The organism is Variovorax sp. 01T432 (assembly GCF_056398605.1).
In genome coordinates this window covers 21658-42894 of sequence record NZ_JBFTPS010000046.1, presented here as the reverse complement: position 1 = coordinate 42894, position 21237 = coordinate 21658, and the positions used below count along the sequence as shown (strand labels likewise).

Sequence of the window (21237 nt, the reverse complement as noted above, 5' to 3'; positions counted from 1 at the left end):
CATGCATATCCTCATCGGCGGCTTTCAGCACGAAACGAACACCTTTGCACCCAGCCGGGCGGATTGGCCGGCCTTCAATCGGGGCGACGGCTTTCCGGCCTATGCGCGCGGCGCCGAGATGCTGGCGCGCATGGAACCCCTGAACTTCGGCATCGGCGGCTTCATGGCAGTGGCGCGCGAGATCGGCTGGCAGGTCGTGCCCTCGGTGTGGGCCGGCGCCACGCCGTCGGCCCACGTGACGGACGATGCATTCGAACGCATCGCCTCCGAGCTGCTGGAAGACGCGCGCCAAGCGCTGGCACGCGGCCAGCTCGATGCGGTGTTCCTCGACTTGCACGGCGCTGCGGTGACCGAGCGCTTCGAGGATGCCGAGGGCGAGTTGCTGGCTCGACTGCGCGCATTGATCGGACCCGATCGACCGATCGTCACAACACTGGACCTGCACGCCAACGTCAGCCCGCGCATGCTCGAGCTGGCTGATGCCATGGTCGCCTATCGGACCTATCCCCATACCGACATGGCCGCCACAGGCCGTCTCGCAGCCCAGGCTTTGCAGCGGCGCATCGCGCGCGGCACGCGCGAGCCGATGCACGCGCGCCGAATCCCCTTTTTGCTGTCGCTCAATGTGCAGTCCACCATGACGGAGCCTGCCGCTTCGGTCTACCGCCAATTGCTCGAGCTGGACGGCGCGCGAGGTACGCTGCTGAGCTTCGCCATGGGCTTTCCGGCCGCCGACATCGAGCATTGCGGACCGGTCGTCTGGGGCTACGGCGATCAGGCCGAAGCGGCCGTGCAGGCGCTCCACGCGTACGCCGTCGCCGTCCGGTCGCAGTGGCGTCTCGACTTGCTACCGCCGGCCGAGGCCGTGGCGCGTGCGCTCGCACTGGCCGAAGGAGCCCGACGGCCGGTCGTGATCGCCGACACGCAGGACAATCCGGGCGCTGGTGGCAACAGCAACACAACGGGGCTGCTGCATGCCCTGCTTGCCGCAGGGGCGGGGCGCCTTCATCCGCGGCAGGTGGCGCTTGGCCTCATGTACGACCCCGACGCCGCGCGCGCCGCGCATGCGGCAGGCGTCGGCGCGCGTCTGTATCTGAGCGTGGGACGCACCGAACCGACCTGGGGCGGCGGATTCAGCGATGCGCCGGTGCAAGGCGAGTTCACCGTGCTGGCGCTGAGCGACGGCCGCGTCGTCGGAGCCGGCCCCGTGCTCGGCGGCACGCCGGTGCATCTCGGCGCGAGCGCATGCCTTGCCATCGACGGCGTGCGAGTCGTAGTCGTCAGCGGCAAATGCCAGATGATGGATCGCGAACTGTTCCGTTTCGCCGGCGTCGAGCCCGAGTCAATGAAGATTCTGGTCGTCAAGAGTTCGGTGCATTTCCGCGCCGACTTCACGCCGATCGCCGAAGACATCCTGGTCGCGCGAGCGCCCGGTCCTGTCGCGGCCGATCCCGCGGACTTCCCGTGGCGTCGCTTGCCCGCAAGCATCGATAGGCGGCCATGAGTTTACGGGGTTCTGTCGATAAACCACATCGGCTACTCTGCGAGGTTGGCGAATCAGGGAAGTTGACGATGAACGAAGCGTTGCGCAAGGTGCTCAAGCGACTGCACTACCCGCTGGAGGTGATGTCGCTGTGCGTGCGCTGGTATGCAGCCTACCCGCTGAGCCTGCGGCACATCGAAGAGATGATGGCCGAGCGCCGCGTGTGCGTCGATCACGCCACGGTCCGTCGCTGGGCGATGAAGATCTTGCCGGTGCTGGCCGCCGTGTTCCGACGACCCAAACGCCCGGTGGGCACAAGTTGGCGCATGGACGAGACCTATATCAAGGTCGCCGGCCAGTGGAAGTACCTGTACCGCGCGGTCGACCGCGAAGGCCACACCATCGACTTCATGCTGCGTGCCAAGGGCATTGTCACGTTGTCGATGGCGTAAGCTTGATCGAAGCAAAAGAAGAGATCGGCTGTATCACGGTCATCGGTATCCTGCGGTGGTGATCAGCCAGGCGGCGCGCTGGTACTTTCGATTTCAACTGAGCCTGCGCGACATCGAGGAACTTCTCTTCGAGCGCGGTGTGGTCGTCAGCTACGAGACGATCCGGCGCTGGAGCGACAAGTTCGGCGCGAGCTTTGCGCACGGCGCCAAGGGCGTGCGCCGCAAGCCGGGATCGACTTGGCATCTGGACGAGATGTTCGTATCGCTGCGAGGAGAACCCTTTGTGCTGTGGCGTGCCGTCGATCAGCATGGCACTGAGCTCGACGTGCTGGTGCAGAAGCGGAGTGACAAGATCGCAGCCAAACGCTTCTTCAAGCGCGTGCTCGCCGCCTGCCCAGAGGCGCCACGCAAGATCGTCACCGACCAGCAGCGCAGCTATCCAGCTGCCAAGGCTGAGCTCCCTGAGCTTGCGACCGTGCGGCACGTGTTCGTGAAGGCCTGTGCGCGCGTGAACAACCGCGCCGAGAACAGCCATCAACCCACCCGTGAGCGCGAGCGGCGCGTGCGAGGCTTTCGCCGGCCCGAGCGCACGCAGGCCTTCCTCTCGAGCTTCGGTCCCATCCGCCAGCACTTCGCTCTCAAGCGCCATTTGCTGCGCGCCTCGCTCTACCGCAAACAACTGGCCTCACGCTTTGATGCATGGCGCCTTTTCATGGGCATCGCCCAAAATCCGTCCGCCGCCTTCTACGCCTTTGATCCCCTGCCAGCTTTTCGACCTGACATCGCCAACGTGACAAAGCCCGATGAACTCATGCTCGAAGTGCCGACCCTTGAACAGTTCGTCCATGCTTTGCAGCCTCTGCGCCATCGATCCGCCCCCGGTTCAAAAGCCACAGCCTACCGGAAGCCGAAATTCGCACCAGAGCCCGGCGAGGCGCACGCTGGCGCCGCCGAAGTGACCGCTACCTCGCGTAAGAGGTCTGGATGTTGCGGCGATAGCGGTCGGGCGATTCCACCCACATCATGCTCGACGCGACGCTCGGATCGACGCCGAAAGCCAGGTCGGTGGCCACCATGCCGGCAGCGGTCGGCAGCACCGACATCTCGAGCTGGTCAACGATGCCCAGGCTCGCGTCGCGGCGCCACATCTGCACATAGGCCTGGCTCTTCGGATAGACATTGCTGGCCGAGAAGTTCAGCGTGCCTGATGCGAAGTCGTTGAAGGCCGTGACCGTGGCCGGCGCAATGATCGGGAACGCGCCGCCATCGGCGGCTTCGGCCAGCGTCAGCGGACGGCGCTGGATCGGCATGCGGTACGAACCGTCATTGGTCCCGGTCGGCATCACGACCTTGGTGCCACTGCTGTCGTAGGCCGTGAGCGTGTAGACCGAGTTGTCGGGAATCGCCGCGATGGCCGCGTCGCCGAGCACCGTGGCCGGCCCGCCCGTACAGGTGGTTGCCATCGTGTACTGCTCCGAACCGAGCCCGACGATCTTGAAGCGCCCGCCGAGCGCCGGTGGCTCGTAGCGCAGGCCGCCGGCCGGGAGCCCGGCGCCCGTCACCAGGATGTACTGGATCGTGCCGCCGTTGTTGGTGGTGATGTGGTCCTCGATGTTGAACTCGACACCGGTGTCCACGCAGGTGCTTCCCGACGTGCCGTGGCGCTGTGACGTGAAGGCGAACCAGTCGAGGTCGAGTGCGCGCTGGTCGCCATGCAGGCGCCAGATGCCGTCGGTGCCCTTGCGGATCTTCCAGTCGTCGATGCGGCCCAGTTCCACGCCTTGCGGGGTCCGCGGCGTGACCGACACGTGCGCCGTGATCCTGGTCGGATCGCTGTAGTCGATCTGCAGGATCTCGACGTCGGTGAATGTGATGCCGATGAAGTCCGAGGCCGCCGCGAAATCGGCAAGCCAGTCGGCGCGTTTCTTGTCGTTCCACGTGAAAGTGGCCGTCAGCAGCGGGTCGAGGTCCGCCGTGCTCGGCAGGCCGGTGGCGTACTTGGCGGCGAAGTCTTCGAGCACCTTTTTGACGAGAGCGGTGTCGGTCAGTCCGGTGGCGACGTTGTCGCCGCTCAGGGCGGCCGGGCTGGGCTCGGCGGCGGCCTGCTTGGCGAGGTCGTCGACCACCGTCACGCTGTTGAGGATGTTGGAGATGGTGGCGGTGTTGGCGGAGGTGTCGTAGGACACGCGGATCACGTCGAGCGCCTTGTCGATCGGGTCCGACAGCGGCGTGAAGCTGCCGTGCAGCAGGTCTATGGCTGCGTCGACGCCGAGCGCGGCCAGCACCGGCAACAGCTTTTCCTTGAGCTTGCTGACCTCGGCATCGACCAGCGCCTTGTTGGCGAGGGCGGCATTGCCGGTCTGCTCGAACTTGTCGAAGTAGTTGGCGGCGATCTGGCCCGCGATGTTGGAGACGACCAGGTTGGTCAGTTGCGTGATGTTGATCTTGCCGTCGATGTCGGCCTGCGTGGCGACCGAGTGCACCGTGGCGACGATGCCGTTCACTGTGCCTTGCGCGCGAAAGACGAAGGGCGCTGTCATGCCGCTGACGTCGACCGTGTACTGGCCGTTGCCGCCGATGGTGGAGGTCTTCGTGACGCCCAGGGCGTCCTTCACGGTGACGGTGCCCACGAGCGGTGCGCCGAGTGCGGCGACGCCGGAGATGGAGGCGCCCGCGGCCGCGACGTTGCTGCCGCTGCCGCCGGCGTCGGTGCCGGTGCCGGTGCCGGTGCCCGCGTCTGCCCCCGTGCCGGTTCCCGTCCCGGTGCTTGTTCCAGTGCCCGTTCCGGTGCCGCTCGACGTGCCCGTCCCCAGTCCCGCAAGGCTCGCGCCGTTGCCGCCGCCACCGCCGCCGCACGCGGCCAACGAAGCTGCCAATGCCAATGCCAATGCCAATGCGGCGTACCTGAAATGCCATCCTGCTGCCGAGTTCAATTTCATTGCGTCCTGCTCCAATTTTCCGAGGTGTTTGTGTGTCCGGTCGAGGCAACCGCCAGGGCTACGTTCAACGCCCCCGGAAGCTACCGGACGCCGCGCACCCTCACATCCGCAGTTCATGGGGTGTCTGTGGTGCAGATGTCACGGTGGGTCGTGCGAAGATCCGGCGCGTGTCCATGAACCGCGCAAACCCCATCAGCGTCGCCCTCGTCGAGGACGATCCGGGCATGCGCGCGCGCTTCGAGCGCGTCATCGCGGCCGAGCCGAGCCTGCGGCTGGCTTTCGGCGCATCGACGGCCCGCGAACTGCTCGACTGGTTTGCCGACAACGCGGTCGACGTGCTGCTGGTCGACCTGGGGTTGCCAGATTGCTCGGGGCTGGACGTCATCCGCCGTTGCCGCGACCTGCAGCCCGCCTGCGCCATGATGGTGTTGACCATCTTCGGCGACGAACAGAACATGCTCAGGGCGTTCGAGGCCGGCGCCGGCGGCTACCTGTTGAAGGACGGCACCGAGGCGGACCTGGCCGCGCACGTGCAAAGCCTGCATGCGGGCGGCTCGCCGATGTCGCCAATCATCGCGCGCCAGTTGCTGGTGCGCTGGCAGGGTCGCAGCCCAGTGCCGCCGGCGCAGGAACCCTTGCCTGCGCGCGAGGCGCTGTCGCCGCGCGAGAGCGAGGTGCTGGCGCTGGTGTCGCGCGGCTTCACCTATGCTGAGACGGCCGCGCGCATGGGCATCCTGCTGTCGACGGTGCAAAGCCACGTGCGCAACATCTACGGCAAGCTCGACGTGCACAACAAGGCCGAGGCGCTGTTCGAGGCCCGCCAGCTCGGCCTGCTGCGCTGATGCGTTTCCAGTGGACCGACGCATGACGCGCGCGCGGCGCATCGCCGCGATGCTGTGGGGCATGGCGGCCCTGTTGTGTTTCGTGCCAGCGGTGGCTGCGATGCCACCGGACGTTCTCACGCTCGACAGCGCCTGGGCCCGCCTCGAGCCCGACGGCGCCGCGGCGCGCGAGGGCACCGTCGATCTCGCACGCCGCTGGGATCGCGACTTCCCCGGACTTGGCGGACACGCGAGCTACCGGGTCATGCTGCCGCCGCACACCGGCGCCGAGCCCATGGCGGTGTTGTTCACGCGCGTGGGCAACCAGGCGCTGGTGCAAGTCAACGGCAGCACGGTGCAGCGCTGGGGCACGCTCGGCGATCCCGAGTTCGATGCCACCAAAACCATGCGCATGGTGACGTTGCCGGCCGGCCTGATGCATGCCGATGGCCCCAACGAACTGCGCGTGGAGGTCACGCTGCAGGCGCAGCGGCTGGGCGGCCTGTCGGTGGTGCTTTATGGGCCGCAAGACACCATCCAGGACCTGTACGACGCACAGACGCTCTGGCGCGATTTCGCGATGCTGGTGTTTGCCGCGGGGCTGGTCGGCATGGGCTCCCTCACCGCCGTGCTCTGGTGGCGGCAGCGCGACCCGTTCTACGGCTGGTTCAGCCTGGCCGCGTTCCTTGGCGTGGTGCGCGTGCTCGACCGAGCCTGGCCCGACACGCCGATCCCCTGGCCTGCGCTGGGCGTGATCGCGGCCACAACCTATGCCGCGCACATCGCCTTGATCTGCCGCTTCATCCTTCTCGCGCTGGGGCCGGTCAACCGCGTGCTCGACCGTGCCATCGACGTGGTGATCGTCGTCTCGGTGCTGCTCCACACGCTTGCGTTCGCGCTCCACTTGCCGGTGCTCATGACGATCGGCTTTGCGATCTTGCCGGTGCTTGCGCTGGCCGTGTTCGTGCTCGTCCTGCGCGCCGCGTTGAGTCGGCGAAGCGCCCGCGCGTGGGTGCTGGCCGGGTTGATGACAGGGGCCATCGCGCTGGGCGTGCACGACGTGCTGCTGGTGCGCGTGGCCGGCGCCAGCGGCCTGGTCAACACCTACCTGCAGCACGGGATGTTCGCCTTCGTGCTGCTCATGGCCTGGTTCATCGTCGAGCGCTACAGCCGGACGGTCGAAAAATTCGAGGCGCTCAATGCCGACCTGACGCGCCGAGTCGACGAGCGCGAGCGCCAGCTCGTCGAGGCCTTCGAATCGCTGCGGGTGCAGCAGCACCACCAGTCGGTCGCGCGCGAACGTCAGCGCATCATGCGCGAGATCCACGATGGCGTCGGCTCACACCTGGTGGGCTTGCTGAACATGGTCACGCGCAGCGGCGCGGACCCCACCGCCTTGACGGAGCAGGTGCAGATGGCGCTGGACGAGATGCGCATGGCGGTCGATTCGCTGCAGCCCTCACACGACGACTTGTCCACTCTGCTCGCGACGCTGCGCTTTCGGCTGCAACCCCGCCTGCAGTCGGCCGGCATTGAGGTGGTGTGGGATGTTGCCGAGTTGCCGCCGCTGCGCCAGCTCTCGCCGGCGGTGGTGCTGCATGTGCAGCGCATCCTGCTGGAGTCGTTCACCAATGTGCTGAAGCACGCGCATGCGTCGCAGGTCACGGTTCGGGTGCGCTGGCATGATGAAAGCGAATCGCAGCCGACGCCGCGCCTGGTGCTGCAGATCACCGACAACGGCGTCGGCCTGCGCGCGGATGCGCCGGCGCAAGCGGCGCTCGCGCATGGCCGCGGCGTGAACAACATGCGGGCGCGGGCGGCTACCATCGGTGCGGTGCTGCGTGTCGAGCCAGCACCCGGCGGCGGCGTGTGCGTCCTGCTGGAGTGGCGGGCCACGGGCGCCACGCCGGACTCAGGCGACCCAGCCCACCAGCTGCCGCGATTGGGTGAGCCCACTGGGCTGGACACGATCTACTAGCCCAATAGGCCGCTGAAGACCGATCGACTACGCCGTAGCACGCGAACGTTGTGCCATGAATGGCAGGTAGGTCTCATCCCAGGGCCGGCCTTTAGCCGTGGCGTGGCCGGGTTGTACTGGCACTTCGTCGCTTCGTCGACGTGGTGTAGATCCTTCTTACCCGGCGTTGCATCTCGTGAGCCGGCATTCATGACCTTCGCCAGACCGCGCCGCCAACGACTTCAAGCGTGCCACACGGTGCCTTCTGGGCGTGTGGATTGCATTGCTGCATTTACTCGTGACGAGCCTGGACAGCGCCTGCCTGCACCTGGGCGTCTTCAACACGGTTGCCAGCTTCGGCATTGCGTTGGTCAATTGCCCTGGTGCTGATCGTCTTCATGCGTTGGCGGCGCGCCCACGAATGGAGCCGCGCAGCAGGCTTTGCAGCCGCATGCGCGCTCGTTCTGCTGGCCGGGCTGACCAGGTTCGAAGGCCGCACGCGCGGGCCTGCACCCCGTCCCTTGGCAGGTGCCCGCGCAACTGCCTCCCTTGCGCGCCTCCCCCACGGCCTCGTCTGACCAGAACCTGACGAGGCGGCTTCCTACGCCCCTCATGCGGGCCGGTTCTTATGATCCCAACGCACAGCGATGAAGAAGCTGCGGGGGAACACACCCATGACCAAAGTGACAGTCGATCGCCGTCGCTTCCTGATCGGCGGCGCGGTGGCCGGCGTGTTGGGTGCGAAGGCTTCGGCCGACCTGCATGACGGCGAACTCGGCGCGCCACCCGCCACGTACCGCGGTGCCGTACCGTGGCAAGAGGGCGCGGCCGACAGCCCACCCGGCGTGACTGACGCCGAACGCGGATTCATTTTCTTCACACCGGCCGAAGTGGCGCTCATCACAGCCGCCGTCGCACGCCTGATTCCCAACGACGAAGTCGGTCCCGGCGCAGTCGAAGCCAACGTGCCTTTCTTCCTAGACCGTCAACTGGCCGGTCCCTACGGCCGCGGCGACCACTATTTTCTCGGCGGCCCCTGGCCCAAAGGGACGGCCCAACAGGGCTACCAGAGCCGCTTCAGTCCGGCACAGCTCTATCGGGCCGCGATCGTGGCGATCGAACGCCACGTGGGCGCGAACTTCAGCGGCGCGACTTTCGCCAAGCTCGGCCCCGACGACCAGGACAAGCTCCTCAAGAGCATGGAGAGCGGCGACCTCCAACTCGGCGATGGCGTCGACAGCAAGTCCTTCTTCACGATGCTGCTGCAGAACACCAAGGAGGGTTACTTCTCCGATCCGATCTATGGCGGCAACAAGGACATGGGCGCGTGGAAGATGATCGGCTTTCCCGGCGCGCGATACGACTACAAGGAGTGGGTCGCACGGCACGGTGAAGCCTTCCCAAATCCGCCGGTCGGCTTGAAAGGCCGCCCGGGTTGGCGGGAGACCTGAACGTGGCAACGCAACTTCCACCGCTCGACGCGGTGCTCGTCGGTTTCGGATGGACCGGCGCGATCATGGCCCAGCAACTCTGCGACGCCGGCCTGAGCGTGATGGCGCTGGAGCGCGGCCCATGGCGCGATACGGCGACCGACTTCGCCACGGGCTTCGCGCAGGACGAATTGCGCTACATGTGGCGCCACCACCTCTTCCAGAACGTGAGCTACGACACGCTCACCGTGCGCAACAACGTGAGCGAGGATGCATTGCCAATGCGTCATCTGGGTTCGTTCCTGCTGGGCACCGGCGTTGGCAGTGGTGGTGTGCACTGGAACGGCCAGATCTGGCGCTTCCTGCCATCCGACTTCCTCACCAAGAGCCACAACGAGCAACGCTACGGCAAGGATGCCGTGTCGAAGGATGACCTCACGGTGCAGGACTGGGGCGTGACCTACGACGAGCTCGAGTCTTCGTACGACGCCTTCGACAAGCTCTGCGGCACCTGCGGCAAGGCGGGCAACCTGAACGGGAAGATCCAGCCCGGCGGCAACCCGTTCGAAGGGTCGCGATCGAGCGAGTATCCGAATCCGCCGATGGCCCAGACCTATGCGCCCACGCTGTTCGGCCAGGCGGCTGCAACCCTCGGGCATCATCCCTTTCCGCACCCGACGGGCAACCTGTCCCAGCCCTACACCAACCCGCTGGGTGCGCAACTCGGCGCCTGCACGTATTGCGGCTTCTGCGAGAAGTTCGGGTGTGGCAACTATTCCAAGGCCAGCCCGCAGACGACGGTGCTTCCCTACCTGATGCGCAAGCCCAACTTCACGTTGAAGACCGAGTGCGAAGTGCTGCGCATAGAACTCACGCCCGACAAAAAGCGCGCCACCGGCGTCACTTATGTGAACAGTGCCGGCGAGGAATTCTTCCAGCCTGCCGAGATCGTCGTCCTGTCGGCCTACATCCTGCAGAACGTACGCCTCCTGTTGCTGTCGGGCATCGGCCAGCCCTACGACCCGAAGACTGGCGAAGGCGTGGTCGGCAAGAACTACGCCTACCAGACCATGTCGTCGGTCAACGTGTTCTTCGATGACAAGATCCTCAACCCCTTCATCGGCGCCGGTGCGCTGGCGACGGTGATCGACGACTTCAACGGCGACAACTTCGACCACTCGGGGCTGGGGTTCATCGGCGGCGCCTACATCGCCGGCATCGTCACGGGCGGGCGCCCGATCGAGATGATCTACACGCCGCAGGACACGCCGGATTGGGGCTTGCAATGGAAGCACGCGGCCGCCAAGAACTACCTGCGCTCCTTCTCGATCAGCGTGCATGGCTCTTGCATGAGTCACCGCGGCAACTACCTCGACCTGGACCCGACGTACCGGGACATCCACGGCCGCCCGATGCTGCGCATGACCTTCGATTTCGGCGACAACGAGCACAAGATGTCGGACTACCTCACCGACCGTGCCACCGAGGTCGCGAAGGCGATGAACCCGCGCGAGATCAAGCTCAACCGCCGCACCGGATCGTGGAGCGTCACGCCCTACCAGACCACGCACAACACCGGGGGCGCAATCATGGGCGACAACCGGGGCAACAGCGTCGTCAACAAGTACCTCCAGTGCTGGGACGTTCCGAATGTCTTCTCCCTCGGCGCGGGCGCCTTTCCGCAGAACGCCGGATACAACCCGACCGGCACGGTGGCGGCGCTGACCTACTTCTCGGCGCGCGAGATCATCGCGCGCTACCTGAAGAGTCCCGGACCGCTGGTTCAGGCCTGAGCCATGCGACGTCCTGCTGCACGCTCACGCATCGCGTTGGCAGGCATCGCCGCCTCGCTAGTTCCGCTTGGCCTTGCCGGCGTGGCCGTGAGCCAGGTTCCAACATTGCCCGCGCACCCGTCGACGGCCGTCACGCCGACCAGCCTGTTGAGCCAGCCCATTGCCGACGCAACGCCCAACGCGGCGCAACTGCGACGCGGCCAATACCTCGCGGCCGTGGGTGACTGCATGTCGTGCCACGTGCGAGCAGGCGGCGAGCCGCTGGCCGGCGGTCTCGGCCTGAAGACGCCGTTCGGCACCATCTACTCTTCCAACATCACGTCCGACCGGGAGACCGGCATCGGCGCGTGGAACAGCGACCAGTTCTATCGCGCGATGCACGACGGCATCGGCGCGCACGGCGAGAACCTCTACCCGGCGTTCCCCTACCCGTGGTTCCGCCGCGTGAGCCGCGAAGACACGGACGCGTTGTTGGCGTTCCTGCAATCCACGCCGGCTGTGCACTATGTGCCTCCGGCCAATGACCTGCCCTTCCCGCTCAACGTCCGATTGATGGTCAAGGGGTGGAACCTGCTGTTCCTCAAGTCGGACACGTACCGGCCTGTGGCCGCGCAGTCGGCCGAATGGAATCGCGGCGCCTACATCGTGGAGGGCCTCGGCCATTGCGGTGCCTGCCACACGCCCAAGAACATGCTCGGCGCCGACAAGTCGGGCCAGGACTTTCATGGCGGCAACCTCGACAACTGGTTGGCGCCCGATTTGACCTCCAACGCACGCACCGGCCTTGGAATGTGGAGCGCCGAGGACATCGCCCAATACCTGCATTCCGGCCGCAATGCGCGCGCGGGCGCAGGTGGGTCCATGGCGGACGTCGTCACCTACTCCGGTTCTCTCATGACCGATGCCGACGTGCACGCGGTCGCGCAGTACCTGAAAGGCCAGGCGGCCCGGCCCGATGAGGCGCAGCGTGCGCCACCCGATGCCGCTGCGATGCGCCGCGGCGCCGCAGTCTACTCGGATGTCTGTGCGTCATGCCACCTCGAAAACGGCGTGGGCCAGCCGAAGTTCTTTCCCCCGCTGGGCCACGACGCGATGCTGCAGCAAACCGACCCGACCGGCCTGCTGCACGTGATCCTGGCCGGTTCGCGAATTGGCACGAGCAACGCGACGCCTTCGCCGCTGACGATGCCGAGCTTTGCGTGGAAACTCAGCGACGCCGAGATCGCCGATGTGTCGACCTACATCCGCAACAGCTGGGGCAACCAGGCGGCCGCCATCGGGGCATCGACCGTGGGCGATGTGCGCAAGAAGCTGGACTTGAGCAAGCCCCGCCTCACGGTCAATTCGGGCGACCACAAGTGAACGGCTGAAGCGGCTCTGGTGCATGTATGGACCCGGCGCCTTTTGCAAGCTCTCGTCGATGATGGGAAACGGTCTGCACGCATGTATACGGCTTGCTTATGGGCAATGTCGCATTCGTGCCCGCAGCCTCGATGAGATCCGCGCACCCCGTCCTTCTAGAACGCACCGCAGGCAGTGGTTCTGCTCAAGGGGCCGCGGTGAGCCGCGTAGATCGTTTGGCATTGTCACGTTGCCGATGGCGTAACGTAAAGTTCCGCCATGCAAAAGAAGACGAGATCGCTCTATCACGGGCACCGGTTTCCTGCGGTGGTGATCAGCCAGGCGGTACGCTGGTACTTTCGATTTCAGCTCAGCCTGCGCGACATCGAGGAGCTACTGTTCGAGCGCGGCGTTGTTGTCAGCTACGAGACGATCCGACGCTGGTGCGACAAATTCGGCGCGAGCTTTGCATATGGTGCCAAGGCCGCGCGCCGCAAGCCAGGATCGACCTGGCATCTGGACGAGATGTTCGTGGCGCTGCGCGGCGAGCCCTATCTGCTGTGGCGCGCCGTCGATCAGCATGGTGCCGAACTCGACATCCTTCTGCAGAAGCGCCGCGATAAGGCGGCAGCGAAACGCTTCTTCAAGCGCGTGCTCGCGGCTTGCCCGGAGGTTCCCCGCAAGATCGTCACCGACCGACTGCGCAGCTATCCAGCCGCGAAAGCCGAGATCCCGGAGCTTGCGAACGTGCGGCACGTGTTCGTGAACGCCTGCGCCCGCGTGAACAACCGCGCCGAGAACAGCCATCAGCCCACCCGTGAGCGCGAGCGGCGCATGCGCGGTTTTCGCCAGCCTGGGCGCTCGCAAGTTTTTCTCTCAAGCTTCGGCCCCATCCGCCAGCACTTCGCGCTCAAGCGCCATCTGCTGCGTGCCTCGCTCTATCGCAAGCAACTGGCTGCGCGCTTCGACGCCTGGCGGCTTTTCACAGGCCTCACCCAAAATCCGTCTGCCGCCTTCTGAATCGCAACCTCCTGCCGATGTTGCGACCATTCACTGTCAACGTGACAACGCCGTATCGCGCCGTGTTGGCATATTTCGGATCCGGCCTATGTGTTGGGCGCCCTTTTCCCTGAGATCCGTGCCATGCGGGCGGCATCCGCAGCGTTCTAGTGAGGAGTTGCTATGTATTTCAAGAAACCCGACCTGCACCACTATATGTTGGTCGCAGTAACAAAAGCCCATGTCATTCAAAAGCTCCCGAACGGTGACTTTGAGGTGGGCCTTGAACTGGCCGACGGCGTCAGGCTCGAGCGCATTTATAAGCCCGTCGATTACGACGAGTTGATGAGCGACCCGCCGAAAGTGATCGTTTAGGACCGGGCGACACGGTTGGAGCAGCGGCCGTCGAAGGCCGCACTGCCTCACGGCCAATAGAGACGTTGCCTCAGCCCCTATGTACGCGGCCGAGCATGAACACCACGGATATCTCGCGCAAAGGAAGACTATGAACATCGCATTGATAGGCGTCAGCGGGCGAGTCGGCTCACGTCTGCTCGCCGAGTTGCTCGCGCGCGGCCATTCGGTCACCGGCATCGCCCGGTCTGCGGACGGAGTCGCGGCTCGTGCCTGCCTGGTGGTCCAGGTCGCAGACGCGACCAACCGAGCGCAGCTCGCGCCACTCCTGGCCGGACACGACGCGGCGATCAGCGCGACGCGTTTCGTTTCGGCGGATCCGAAGGCGCTCGTCGCGGCGGTCGAAGTGGCTGGCGTGCCGCGGCTGCTCGTGGTCGGCGGCGCCGGCAGCCTCGAGGTGGCTCCCGGAAAGGCGCTCGTCGACAGCCCGGGATTTCCAGACGCCTACAAGGCAGAGGCTATCGCGGGACGCGCCTTTCTCGACTTCATGCGCACGGAGGCTGCGCTCGACTGGACCTTCCTCTCGCCGTCGGCGGAGTTCGCACCCGGTGAGCGAACTGGAAAGTTCCGACTCGGTGCCGACCGTCTCCTCGTCGACGCCCACGGCAAGAGCTGGATCTCGATGGAAGACTTCGCGATCGCTCTTGTGGATGAGCTCGAACAACCAGCCCATTCGCGCCAGCGCTTCACTGTCGGCTACTGATCGATAGGGCTATATGAAATCCACCAGACGCGGGAAATTCGCGCTACTCCTCATTGTGGGCACAGCCTCGATCGCCTTTGCGCGGGTCATGTGGCCCTACGTCGGAGCTATCTTCTAGGGCATGTCCTGGCGACGATCTTTGCGCCGCTATTTCGCAGGAAACTTCGCTCGACCTGGGGTCGCGGCAGTGTGGCGGCGCTGGCGACGATCGTCGTCGGAGTTGCCACCGTAGGTACTCCGCTGGTCTTCCTGACGGCCGCTCTGATGCGACAAGCCATCGACTTTGGCGACTTGGGCGCGCGCCGGATTGACTTCGTCGCCTACGGCGGACGTGTCGCCGACGCCCTACCGTCCTGGGCCCACGCAGCGCTGGACCGACTGGAAGCCTGCACCTTAACCCTGGCTCGTATATTTACGACGCACATCTTCGACCTCGGCCTTGGCGCCTCGGATTTCGCGATCGGCGCGGGGGTAATGTTGTACCTACCCTTTTGTCTCTTGAGAGGCGGCGCGTCGCTGTCGAGGCTGGGCGGACTGGTGCTGGGATGGCGGGGCATCGAAGCTCCCGTCTTCTGTGGCGTCATCTTCGGCCTGCTCTCGATGTTGTCGGTGGTCGGCCCCGGTGTCCTGTGGGCACCCATCGCGATCTACTGCGCGATCACAGGCGCCGTCTGAAAGGGCGTGGCGCTGACCGTCTTTGGCGCGGTGGTTCTGACGACCGTCGACAACATCGTGCGCGCGCTTCTCGTCGGCCGCGAGGCCGAGCTGCCGGGCTATCTGATACTGGTTTCGACTGTCGGCGGCATCGCTTCCGTGGGCTTGGCCGGCGTGGTCGCCGGCCCGGTCATCGCCGCGACTTTCCTTGCCGTGTGGACACTGTGTTCCGCAACTCAGCCGCCAGAGCTTCCTTGAGACAGCTGTTGTGCGCAGCGCTCTTGTCGGCACGTCCCGCATACCAAGAGCACGGCGACGCCGCCACTGCCGCACCGGTCTTGCGTCAAGGTGCAATGAAGTACCTGACTGGAGGCGGATCGCCCTGTTGGTACCGCAATACCGCTTCGTTCAGGGCGCGATCGGCGTGGGAGACGCGCCTGAGCTCGCGCAGATATTCAAGCCAAGAATCGACGACGAAGGTTTCCATCCAACGGCCGGCGTTGGTAGTGTCTTCGAACACGCCCCAGCGGTACGCGCCGTTGCGCCGGCGACCCGCGCCTTGGCGGTCGACCGCGGCAAGGAAGGCATCCCGATTGGCCGCCGCGATCCGGTACTCGACCGTCACCAGCACCGGGCCCCGGTCGCCGTCGACATCGTCGGCGACCACCTGCTGCGGCCAGTACATGGACGGCGTCAGATCGGCGCCGGCGCCTGCCTGCAGCTTATGCCGTCGCAGCATAGGCACCGTCAGCAACGCGCCGGTCGCGGCGATGAGATGCGTAGCGAACAGCCCCTGGAGAGAGGCGACTTCCCCCCACGCGAGGCTGCCGATCGCCATCGCACCGAACATGACGGTTGCGTACGCTGCGAGCCCGCGGCCGCGAACCCAACCCGGCAATGCTGTCTGAGCCGAGACGTTGAGAGTGGCAACCACCATGATCCATGAACACCCAGCGAGCGCGCCCGCCGCGAGCGCAAGCGGCGTCTGCCGGGCTAGCGCGAGCAGCAGCATAGCCAGCGCGGTGCCGACCGGGCCGACATCCACGAGCCGATTCGCACCCAACCAGGCCTTGAGTCGCGGCAGGACGAAGGTGCCGGCGACGGCGCCGATGCCGATCGCCGCAAGCAGCCATCCGTAGGTCTCAGGGCCTGCCGCGATCTGCTGGCTGGCCACCAGCGGCAGCAATGCCCAATAGGCGCTCGCGAACAGGAAGAAGCCGCTGGCCCGGGCCAGCGTCGCGCGCAGCGGCCGGTTGTAGCGGGCATGACGCAGACCCACGAGGATGGCGTTGCCGAAACGCTCGGGCGGCAACTCCTGCGCCGGGCCGGCGGTCGGGCGCCACCAGAACAGCGCCGCGATGCAGGCCAAATTGAACACAACGTAGGCTGAAAACGGCGCCGCCATGCCCCATGCGCCGATAAGCACGCCAGCCAGCGCCGGCCCGACGGCGCGGCTGATGTTGACGCTGACGCTGTCGAGTGCGATCGCCGGCACAAGGTCTTCCTTCCTCTCGACCAACTGCGGGACGATCGCCTGCCAAGCCGGAGCGATCGCCGCCGCGGCGGCACTGGTCAGGAAGACGAACGCGAGCAGAACCGCCGGCGCGACGAGACCCTGCGCGACCAGGACCGCGAACCCGGCCGTGAGCACGGTGCCGACGATTTCCATGCTGAGCAGCAGCCGCCGCCGATCGAAAAGGTCAGCCAGTGCGCCGGCCGGCAAGCCAAGCAGGAACATCGGCAAGGCGCTGGCCACCTGCACCAGCGCGACCATGCGTGGCTCCGGGGCAAGCGTCGTCATCAGCCAGCCGCCAGCCGCGCTTTGCATCCAGACGACGACGTTGGAGACCAGCGTCGCCGTCCACACCACCGTGAAGGCACGATGCCGGAACGGGCTCAGCGGTGAGACGCCCGGTGGCATCAGTGGCCGCTCGAATCTCCGGCCCGGCTCGTTTCGAACAGAAACCACGTGCGCCGCTCGGTCTCGTCGATCCAGACTTCAATCAGGCTGGCGCTCGCGATGTCGCGGTGCTCGTCGCACAGGTCGTGCGTTTCGCGCAGGCGGGCGGCGAGCGTCTTGTTGTCATCGCGCAGTTCGGCGAGCATGTCCAGCGGCTCGACATAGTCGGCATCGTTGTCGAGCACGCGCTGGCTGCGGGCGATGTGGCCGATCGAGCGCAGGGTCGTGCCGCCGAGCTTGCGGATTCGCTCGGCGATCGGATCGGTCATCGCGTAGAGCTGGCTGGCCTGCTCGTCGAGCATGAGGTGGTAATCGCGAAAGTGCGGCCCGCTCATGTGCCAATGGAAATTCTTGGTTTTCAGGTACATCGCGAAGACGTCAGCGAGGATCGCGTTGAGCGCGCCGGCGATGTCGTCGGTCGCGCCCTTCTCGAGGTCGCTCGGTGTCGCTAACGGCGCCTTCTGACGCCGCTTGAGGTCCTGGGTCTTGCTGGCAGTTGGCTTCTTCATCGCATCGTCCTTTTTGGTCAACTCGTGAGACAACCCCGCAACCGAAGTTCGGTCCTCGCTCAGGATACGTCATCCGCAACCGCTGACGCAACGGCGGATCCCGAATGGTGATCAGGGGTGCTTCGTGGCGCTGCGAGTTGCCCCGGCCTCGACCACGTCGCCGCCGTAGCGTGACCTGCGGCTTCGCTCGTAGCGGCCCCGGGATTGCGGCTTGACGAAGAGCGCCACAACCTGCGGGTGGCGCGTGCGCACGCGCTGTTCGAGACGCGCGACCGCGTCTTCGATCTGCGGCGTGCGCAGCTCGTCTTCGAATTCGATGCTCAGCGCCGCGACGATTTGGTCCGGCGCAAGTTGCATGGTGATGACGCCGTTGGTCGCCGCCACGCCGCGTTCGCCGCGTGCCAGCGCCTCGATCGAGGCGGCAATCTGCGGGTCGGCGCGTTCGCCGATCAGAAGGCCTTTGGCTTCGCGTGCCAGCGTGGCCGATGTCGCAGCGAGCACCGCGCCGATGAGAATCGAGGCGATGCCGTCGAACACCGGCATCTGCAACGAATCCGCCGCGTAGGTGCCGCCTGCTGCAATCACGATGCCGATGAGCGCAGCCGAGTCCTCGAACAGGACGATGAACGACGGCGGATCCTTGCTCTTTCGGACTGCCTCCCAGTAGCCGAGATCACCCTTGGCGGCGTGGAAGGCGCGCTGCGACACACGCCACGACGCCCCCTCGAATACCAACGAAAGCGCGAGCACGATGTAGACGACGGTCACATCGCCGACCGGCGTGGGTGCCCTGACGCGCGTCACACCCTCGTAGAAGGAGACCCCCGCCCCGAGCGCGAACAGCAGCACGGCGACGATGAAGCTCCAGAAGTAGAGCTCGCGGCCGTAGCCGAGCGGGTGAGCCGGATCGGGCGTCCGGCTCGAGCGCCGCATCCCGTACAGGAGCAGCAGCTCGTTGACGGTGTCGACCAGCGAGTGAACGCCCTCGCTCATCATCGACGAGCTGCCGCTCAGTGCCGCGGCGATGAATTTTGTCACCGCGACCAGCAGGTTGCCGATGAGCGCTGCGTAGATCACGGTCTTCGACGAGTTCGCCTTCATCGCCGGCTCCGGGATCCGCTGTGAAGGGACAACTCGGTCAAGTCGAGTTCGGCGCCGATCGACTTGAGGGTCTGCTCGTCGATCCGGGCCGAGGCCTTGGCCTTGTACAACTCATCGCGCGCCGCCTGCAGGCCGACCAGCCGCAGTTCGCTGCCGAACGACGCTGCCAGCTCAGCATCCGTCGGCGCGCTGCCGGCCGGCACCAACTGACCAACCTCCGCGCCACCGTCGATGATGTGTCGGTAGCGCGCAATCAGCCCGCTCGCCTCCTTGCGGCACAGTTCGGACTGGCGTTCGTTGCACGCCGCCAGGAGCTCGCTCTGGCGCGCCTCGACTGCGGCGAGCGCCGCCTTCGCCGCAGCGACGAGCGCGGCCCGGCGCGCATGCTTCGGCTCGGCCCCGGGGCTCGTGCGTACTCCACGCAGCAAGGGCGGCAGGCCCACCGCCCCCAGCAACAGCGAGCAGAGGACGACGCCGAGGACGACGTCGAACATCAGGTCGCGCTGCGGGAAAGGTGACCCGTCGGGCATCAACCGCGGCAGTGACAGGATGCCGGCGAGTGCGATCGCCCCGCGCAGGCCACCGAGCGAGGCGGCGCATACCTCGCGCAGCCCAGGCCAACGCCATTCAAGGCGCGCTCGGTGTGCGATCCAGCTTTCGAGCGGCAACGTCACGCAGACCCAGACGAAGCGCAGGGCAATCAACGCGAGCGTCACGGCACCGATCAGCAGCAGCAAGCTGCCGGCTTCGCCGGGGGAGACGGAGCCGACGTGCGTTGCGCTCCGGACGCTGATCGGCACGTACAGGCCGAGCAAAAGAAAGATCAGCCCGTTGAAGACGAACTCGACCATGCCCCAGACGAAGCGAGCCTGCGTGCGCTGCACCGCGCCGCCACGGCGCGAGAAGTTGGTACTGTCCATCGCAAGACCCGCCGCCACTGCGGAAAGGATGCCGGACGCGCCGAAGCGTTCGGCGAGCATGTAGGCGGCGATCGGTAGCAACAGCATCAGCAGGCTCTCGGTCGCGGTGTCGCCGTCGGCCCGGCCGCCCACAAAACGCAGCGTCCAGTCGAATACGAACGCCAGCGCCGCACCGATGATCAGGCCGCCCAGGCCGACGGCAAGCAGGCCGAACGCGGCCGAGCCGAGCGAGAACACACCTGTCAACGCGGCCGCGAGTGCGAACTTGAATGAGACCAGGCCCGAGGCGTCGTTGAGCAGCGCTTCGCCCTGCAGGATGCCTTGCAGCCGCGCCGGCATCTTCGAGCCGGCGGTGATTGCCGAAAGGGCGACCGCATCGGTCGGCGACAATACCGCAGCCATCGCGAACGCGGCGGCGAGCGAAATCGACGGAACTAGCCAGTGCACCATGCTGCCGACACCGACGATCGTGAAAAGCACCAGACCGAGCGCGAGCAGGACCACCGGCATGCGGTTGCGGATGAGGTCGCGCTTGGGAATGCGCCAGGCATCGACGAACAGCAGTGGCGGGATGAAGAGGAGCAGGAACAGCTCGGGCTCGAATTCGAGGTGGAGGCCGCCGGCCGGCCAGCCGGCGAGCGCGCCAAGGCCTATCTGTACGAAAGGCGTGGGCACCGGTAGGTGCCGCGAGACGATACCGGAGAGGGCCAGCAGGGCAAGAAGGAGAAGGCACAAACGCAAAGTGTCCATCGCGCGACTCTCAAAGCCCAGGCCCGGGCCGCATGCCTGAGGGCCGCCGCTGCTCGCGCACCGTCGCTAGCGGCTCGAGCCTGTGTTTCCCCAAAAGCAGGGGCAGCTTGCTGGCGAGGTGCGGATCGATTTCGGCATCGAGCGTCGGCGGCTCCTGGCGCAGGTCAACCGGCCGAACTGCCCCCATGTACGCCGCGCGACTTTCAAGTTCGTCTGTCTTACTCATCTCGCATGCTCCATGACTGCATTTTCAGCTTCTGAGACGAAGTACGTTTTGTCGGGGGCCAAGTCCGAAGTTCGCTCAGCGGGGCGGAGTGGGACGACGACTGAACCTCGACTTGGAATGCCTCGCTAGGATGTCGATGCAAGGTGATGCCCTCGCCGTGTGCCTGTCGAATTTGACTTCCTCGACGCGCATAATGCACACGCAATCGAAAGAGGAGGTGTCGCGTGATCGATCCAATAACCTCACCCTACGCGGTGGTGCTGCTGCGTTGGTGCCTGGGCGCCATGTTCATAGCCCACGCCTTGCTCAAGTGGCGCGTCTTTACGATCCCCGGTACCGTCGCCTACTTTCAGTCGCTCGGGCTGCCAGGCTGGTTCGCCTATGTGACGATCACGGCAGAACTGGGAGGGGCGACCTGCTTGATCCTCGGTCTCTATCCGCGTTACGTCGCCCTGCTGCTGATGCCACTGATGATCGGCACCATCGTCAAGGTGCACGGCAAGAAAGGCTGGCTCTTCAGCAACAAGGACGGTGGTTGGGAATATCCGGCGTTCTGGACGGCGGCCCTGCTGGCGGTGTTTCTGCTCGGTGACGGCGCGGCGACTCTCCTCGCCTCACCGCCTTTCGGCCCGCTGCATTGACGGTGCGCCCGTGCGTCGACGCCGATCAACGGCGGGCAGCGCAAAAGGAGGCGGCGCATGAAGTGCGTTGATTAGGGTTGAGGACAGAGGGATTGGGTACGGATCGTCGGTGCCTCCGGGCCGCCCGGCCCAGAACTCGTGGCT

General features: G+C 65.9%; 18 protein-coding genes and 2 pseudogenes. 14 read left to right on the top strand and 6 right to left on the bottom strand.

Going from position 1 to position 21237, the window contains the following annotated elements; genetic code table 11:
* Nucleotide 1 precedes the first annotated feature (1 nt).
* The 3 genes and pseudogenes from AC1DNF_RS27055 to AC1DNF_RS27045 form a co-directional block, all read left to right on the top strand.
* On the top strand, nt 2-1504 hold the full coding sequence (locus AC1DNF_RS27055) for a M81 family metallopeptidase (RefSeq protein ID WP_478151736.1): 1503 nt from the start codon (nt 2-4) through the stop codon (nt 1502-1504).
* A gap of 68 nt (nt 1505-1572) precedes the next feature.
* Nucleotides 1573-1908: pseudogene (locus AC1DNF_RS27050) on the top strand (IS6 family transposase); the annotation flags it as partial.
* Between the two features lie 55 nt (nt 1909-1963).
* Nucleotides 1964-2677: pseudogene (locus tag AC1DNF_RS27045) on the top strand (IS6 family transposase); the annotation flags it as partial.
* On the opposite strand, the gene AC1DNF_RS27040 reads toward AC1DNF_RS27045, so the two are convergent.
* Both AC1DNF_RS27040 and AC1DNF_RS27035 read right to left on the bottom strand, forming a co-directional pair.
* Complete coding sequence (locus tag AC1DNF_RS27040) at nt 2621-2782, bottom strand: hypothetical protein (protein ID WP_478151748.1); 162 nt, start codon at nt 2780-2782, stop codon at nt 2621-2623. The pseudogene AC1DNF_RS27045 and the gene AC1DNF_RS27040 sit on opposite strands and share 57 nt — an antisense overlap.
* 115 nt (nt 2783-2897) lie before the next feature.
* Nucleotides 2898-4874 (bottom strand): hypothetical protein, encoded by a 1977-nt coding sequence (locus AC1DNF_RS27035; protein WP_478151735.1) that lies wholly within the window; start codon nt 4872-4874, stop codon nt 2898-2900.
* Between the two features lie 173 nt (nt 4875-5047).
* Between AC1DNF_RS27035 and AC1DNF_RS27030 the strand changes: the two genes are divergently transcribed.
* From AC1DNF_RS27030 to AC1DNF_RS26985, 10 genes are all read left to right on the top strand, one after another.
* Nucleotides 5048-5716 carry a response regulator gene (locus AC1DNF_RS27030; protein WP_478151734.1) on the top strand — a complete coding sequence of 223 codons (669 nt, stop codon included), beginning with the start codon at nt 5048-5050 and terminating at the stop codon, nt 5714-5716.
* 22 nt (nt 5717-5738) lie between these two features.
* Complete coding sequence (locus AC1DNF_RS27025; RefSeq protein WP_478151733.1) at nt 5739-7673, top strand: sensor histidine kinase; 1935 nt, start codon at nt 5739-5741, stop codon at nt 7671-7673.
* A gap of 653 nt (nt 7674-8326) precedes the next feature.
* Nucleotides 8327-9103: a gluconate 2-dehydrogenase subunit 3 family protein gene (locus tag AC1DNF_RS27020; RefSeq protein ID WP_478151732.1), complete on the top strand. Its 777-nt coding sequence runs from the start codon at nt 8327-8329 to the stop codon at nt 9101-9103.
* 2 nt (nt 9104-9105) lie between these two features.
* A complete protein-coding gene (locus AC1DNF_RS27015; protein ID WP_478151731.1) occupies nt 9106-10875 on the top strand; it encodes a GMC family oxidoreductase in 1770 nt (589 codons plus the stop codon).
* 3 nt (nt 10876-10878) lie between these two features.
* On the top strand, nt 10879-12237 hold the full coding sequence (locus AC1DNF_RS27010) for a c-type cytochrome (RefSeq protein WP_478151730.1): 1359 nt from the start codon (nt 10879-10881) through the stop codon (nt 12235-12237).
* Between the two features lie 258 nt (nt 12238-12495).
* The gene (locus AC1DNF_RS27005) at nt 12496-13236 is read left to right on the top strand and encodes an IS6 family transposase (RefSeq protein ID WP_478151729.1); all 741 of its coding nucleotides are present in this window, start codon (nt 12496-12498) and stop codon (nt 13234-13236) included.
* 162 nt (nt 13237-13398) lie between these two features.
* Complete coding sequence (locus tag AC1DNF_RS27000) at nt 13399-13590, top strand: hypothetical protein (RefSeq protein WP_478151728.1); 192 nt, start codon at nt 13399-13401, stop codon at nt 13588-13590.
* A gap of 130 nt (nt 13591-13720) precedes the next feature.
* A complete protein-coding gene (locus AC1DNF_RS26995; RefSeq protein WP_478151727.1) occupies nt 13721-14332 on the top strand; it encodes an NAD(P)-dependent oxidoreductase in 612 nt (203 codons plus the stop codon).
* 264 nt (nt 14333-14596) lie between these two features.
* Nucleotides 14597-15007, top strand: coding sequence for a hypothetical protein (locus AC1DNF_RS26990; protein ID WP_478151726.1), 411 nt, complete (start codon nt 14597-14599; stop codon nt 15005-15007).
* Between the two features lie 6 nt (nt 15008-15013).
* A complete protein-coding gene (locus tag AC1DNF_RS26985; RefSeq protein WP_478151725.1) occupies nt 15014-15244 on the top strand; it encodes a hypothetical protein in 231 nt (76 codons plus the stop codon).
* Nucleotides 15245-15329: 85 nt separating this feature from the next.
* Here AC1DNF_RS26985 and AC1DNF_RS26980 read toward each other — a convergent pair whose 3' ends face one another.
* The 4 genes from AC1DNF_RS26980 to AC1DNF_RS26965 all read right to left on the bottom strand — a co-directional run bounded on the left by AC1DNF_RS26980 (nt 15330) and on the right by AC1DNF_RS26965 (nt 20226).
* Complete coding sequence (locus AC1DNF_RS26980) at nt 15330-16907, bottom strand: MFS transporter (RefSeq protein WP_478151724.1); 1578 nt, start codon at nt 16905-16907, stop codon at nt 15330-15332.
* Nucleotides 16907-17455: a Dps family protein gene (locus AC1DNF_RS26975; RefSeq protein ID WP_478151723.1), complete on the bottom strand. Its 549-nt coding sequence runs from the start codon at nt 17453-17455 to the stop codon at nt 16907-16909. Before AC1DNF_RS26975 ends, AC1DNF_RS26980 begins: the two co-directional genes overlap by 1 nt.
* Before the next feature lie 111 nt (nt 17456-17566).
* Nucleotides 17567-18556 (bottom strand): cation diffusion facilitator family transporter, encoded by a 990-nt coding sequence (locus tag AC1DNF_RS26970; RefSeq protein ID WP_478151722.1) that lies wholly within the window; start codon nt 18554-18556, stop codon nt 17567-17569.
* On the bottom strand, nt 18553-20226 hold the full coding sequence (locus AC1DNF_RS26965; RefSeq protein WP_478151721.1) for a Na+/H+ antiporter: 1674 nt from the start codon (nt 20224-20226) through the stop codon (nt 18553-18555). The genes AC1DNF_RS26970 and AC1DNF_RS26965 overlap by 4 nt, the downstream gene beginning before the upstream one ends.
* Before the next feature lie 450 nt (nt 20227-20676).
* On the opposite strand from AC1DNF_RS26965, the gene AC1DNF_RS26960 reads away from it, so the two are divergent.
* On the top strand, nt 20677-21093 hold the full coding sequence (locus tag AC1DNF_RS26960; protein ID WP_478151720.1) for a DoxX family protein: 417 nt from the start codon (nt 20677-20679) through the stop codon (nt 21091-21093).
* The last annotated feature ends 144 nt before the right edge of the window (nt 21094-21237 follow it).